We start from the raw sequence: 3,857 nt of genomic DNA, 5'->3' as shown, positions 1-3,857 counted from the left end.
AAACTTCTTCTTTTCTTATAGTTTTTCCAAGCCATCTTTCCATTTCTAAATCTATTTCTTTTATAAACATCTTTTCAGTTACTTCACCATTTATTTTTGAAATAACAATAATATGTTTTTCTTCATTTAATCCTGTTAAATAATAAAAATTTCTATTAGGTGTAAATCCATACTTCTCATCTGCTGTTTTCTTAGGAGCTTCTCCTCCTAGTAATATTAATATAGAATCATCATCTAACTTTTCTATTAATCTTTTTCTATTAAGTTCAAAAACTTCTTTTTTCATAGATATTACCTTCTTTCTTTTTACTCTTTTTCTTTTGTTTAATTTAAGCTATTCAACAGCTAGAACTCTTACCTTTATTACTTCATCTATTTCACTTATTTTATACAAGAATTTTTTAACATCACCTTTTATTTTAGATACATCTAATGTTATTGTAACATTAGCACTCATGTTTATAGGTATATCTTGATTAATTGTTAATATATTTAACTTATTTGTTGCAATAAAATCAAGAACCCTTGATAAAGCACCTGATTTATGTGATAAAAGTAATACTATAGTTATCTTTTTGCTGTTAACCCCTTCAGCCATTTGATAAACAGTATCCTTATATTTATAATAAGTACTTCTACTTATTCCTACTACCTTTACGCCCTCTGATATATCCTTCACCTTCCCTGTGTGAAGAAGTTCCTTTACCTCAAGAACCTTATAAAATACATCCGGAAGCACGTCCCCATTTACAATATAAAATTTATTTTCTTCCATCGTTTTTATACCCCCTTTTTAAATTCTCATTTATCCTTATTGAATATATTACCATAATCTTTAACCTATTTATATAAAAAACTCGCCTAAGCGAGTTTTTAGTATTTCCTATTTATATGCTCTTGATATTCAAATAATTCCCCATCTTCTATGCTAATTTTTCTTTTTGCATATTCATTTACATTACTATCATGTGTTATTACTATAATAGTTTTTCCCTCTTCATTTAACTTTTTAAATATTTCCATTATCTCAATTCCTGTATTTTTATCTAATGCTCCCGTTGGCTCATCTGCTAAGATTAATTTCCCTTCCCCAATCAATGCTCTTGCTATACCAGCTCTTTGTTGTTGCCCTCCAGATAACTGATTGGGCATTTTATATAAATGTTCTTCTATTTTTAATTTTTTAGCTACTTCCAAAACTTTTCTTTTTCTCTCTTTACTACTCATTTTTCTTCTGAATAAAGGTAGTTCTATATTATCATAAATATTATAACTATTCATAAGTGCAAAGTTTTGAAAAACAAAGCCTATTTTCATATTTCTTATAAAGCTTAACTTTGTATTGTTTAAACCCTTAATATCTTCTCCATCAATTACATACTCTCCATCAGTTGCTGTATCCATTAATCCTATTATATTAAGTAATGTTGATTTTCCAGCACCAGAACTTCCCATTATTGATACAAAATCACCTTCTTCAATTTGTAAATCTACATTCTTCAACACAGTTGTTTGTCCATATTTTTTTGATATCTCTTTCATCTCAATTATTTTCATTTATTCATCACACCCAATCATATCTTTCACTGAAATTTTATTTAATCCCATTGTTGCAAAATAAGACGTCATTGAAATTATTATTATAATTGCTATAAATACAAATAGTATCTGTATATTAGGTAATATAACCATTTCAAGACCACCTATTTTTAAAAACTCTACACTTTCAAGAAGCTTATTATAAGTTATACCCATCCCTATTATTGCACCAATGCTTCCTATAATAACATTCTCAATTATCAATAACTTTTGTATGTTAAAGACATTAAAACCTACAGCTATTCTTGTTCCAAATTCTTTTTTTCTTATACTTATCGTCCATAATATATTTAAAACTAAACCTATTAACGCACTTATAGTTACAAATATTAAAAAGAACATATCTTGCATAATTAAAGGTTTTACATCTTCTCTATTTCTATCTATTCTTTCTCTAATACTCAATACTTCAACATTATAATTATACTCTTTATTAATTCTTTCTATTTCTTCTCTAATTTTATTAATATCTCCTTTCTCATTTACCACATATGTTGTCGAGCCTGTCATATCATAAAAACTAACATCTTCAATATCTTTCTTTGTAAATGCTCCTACTATGTAGTCACTTAATTCATTTAAGCCTACATCCTCAACATCTTGATTTGGTAACCACTTAATATTTTCTTTAAAAAATCCTACAACTTCTAGTTTTATATCTTCATCAAATGTTAATTCTAAAACTTCATTTAACTCAAATTGGTCTATATACTTTTCAGAAAGAAGTATACTTTTCATTCCTTCTCTTCCAAAATCCCTCTTTTCAAATCCTCTCCCTTTAACTATCTTAGCTTCTAAAAGTTCATACATATTTTCATCTATTTCTAATACTTTACTTTCATTTTCTCTATTTTCCTTTTCATAGTAATGATTACTATAATAATAACTTCCAACTTTTATTTTTGACTCTACTTTATTCATAAAATTTCTAACATTACTTTTATCTCCATATATAGTTAATTGGCATACCTTGTCTATATCTACATTAGTATTCTTTGCTAAGTCTTGTTCTTTATATGTTAGTTTATAAAATGAATTTGCAAGTTCCATAGATACTACTCCAATTACTGCAACTTGGACTATCGTTAAAATAACAAATATTTTTTTCCCTAGTATACTTGATTTTAAATATTTAAAATATTTCATAACCTACCTCCCTAAAAGTTTAATTGGAGGTTGGTTTATTATTTTCCTAATAGGATTAAGTAACACTAATACACTCGTTACTATTGCTATTCCCCCACCTAAAATCAAATTGCTTATTGTTACCTTAAAATATATTATGTCAAACCCTAAAATAATCTTATATAACAACTGCTGAAAACCTAAAGATAATATTAAACTTATAAAAACTACTATCAGATACTCTAAAAAAATCCGTTTTATTATAGTACCTTCTTTAATTCCCATACACTTCATTACACCAATTTCATTTCTTAATCCATATATCCATCTATTCGTAATAAATATTAAATTTATTATACTAATAAGATATACGATTCCTATATCTTTCATCGATTCACTACTATAAGCCTTATAATCCTCCAAGTGCATCTCATCTGTTTGTAATAAACTTGAGCTTATTATAGCATTTGGATATCCATTTTTATGTATAATCTTCTCTATCTCTTCTACTATTATATCTACATTTTCATTTTTCGATTCTACATATAACTGAAAATTACCATTCTCAATACTTCTTTGATTTCTTTCTGGAATTTGGTTTATATCTAATATTATTCTACTATCCCACTTTGATAGTTCTTCAGTTCCTCCAATTATTCCATCTACTTTTATTCTCTCACCATATAAAGATATATAATTATCTTTATCTATATGTTTTTTTAACTTTTTCCCTACTAATTTATTTCCATCTTTTCCTTCTAAAACTCTTAAACTATCTTCTTTGTGTTCTCCGAATACTATATGCAATGGCGAACCTATTCTTTTATCTCCCTTACTCACATATATTGATTGATTTACTATTTTATAATATCCTTCTCTCGGAAATTCTCTCACCATTTTTTCCACATCTGAAATTTTTATTTTTTTCTGTAAACTAACTCCCAATACTCTTGTATTTTCTGGTATTCCATCATTTTTTTCACTTGCTAAAAATTTCATTTGATTTATACTACTAATTCCTACTGATACAAATGTTATTGCTATAAAATTTCCTACAATAAAAAATAAAACATTCTTCTTATTGTGCTTATATTTATTTATTAACCATCTCATATACTCTCTCCTATTTAAAA

The 3,857-nt window shown here is 26.4% G+C and carries 5 protein-coding genes; all 5 read right to left on the bottom strand.

Features of this window, described 5'->3' with window-relative positions:
* On the bottom strand, positions 1-286 hold a 286-nt coding region (locus tag ACRDDY_RS04995; RefSeq protein ID WP_438563873.1), incomplete at its 3' end, for an aminopeptidase P N-terminal domain-containing protein.
* 48 nt (positions 287-334) lie between these two features.
* Positions 335-775 carry an ACT domain-containing protein gene (locus ACRDDY_RS04990; RefSeq protein WP_438563872.1) on the bottom strand — a complete coding sequence of 147 codons (441 nt, stop codon included), beginning with the start codon at positions 773-775 and terminating at the stop codon, positions 335-337.
* A 98-nt stretch (positions 776-873) separates the two neighbouring features.
* Positions 874-1,557, bottom strand: a complete 684-nt coding sequence (locus tag ACRDDY_RS04985; RefSeq protein ID WP_438563871.1) for an ABC transporter ATP-binding protein — start codon at positions 1,555-1,557, stop codon at positions 874-876.
* Positions 1,558-2,745 carry an ABC transporter permease gene (locus ACRDDY_RS04980; protein ID WP_438563870.1) on the bottom strand — a complete coding sequence of 396 codons (1,188 nt, stop codon included), beginning with the start codon at positions 2,743-2,745 and terminating at the stop codon, positions 1,558-1,560.
* Between the two features lie 3 nt (positions 2,746-2,748).
* Complete coding sequence (locus ACRDDY_RS04975; protein ID WP_438563869.1) at positions 2,749-3,837, bottom strand: FtsX-like permease family protein; 1,089 nt, start codon at positions 3,835-3,837, stop codon at positions 2,749-2,751.
* Positions 3,838-3,857: the final 20 nt, after the last annotated feature.

The organism is Clostridium sp. (assembly GCF_051656525.1).
Taxonomy (GTDB): Bacteria; Bacillota; Clostridia; order Clostridiales; family Clostridiaceae; genus Clostridium.
Note: the sequence above shows the minus strand (reverse complement) of the source record. Positions and strands in the feature narration are given on the sequence as shown.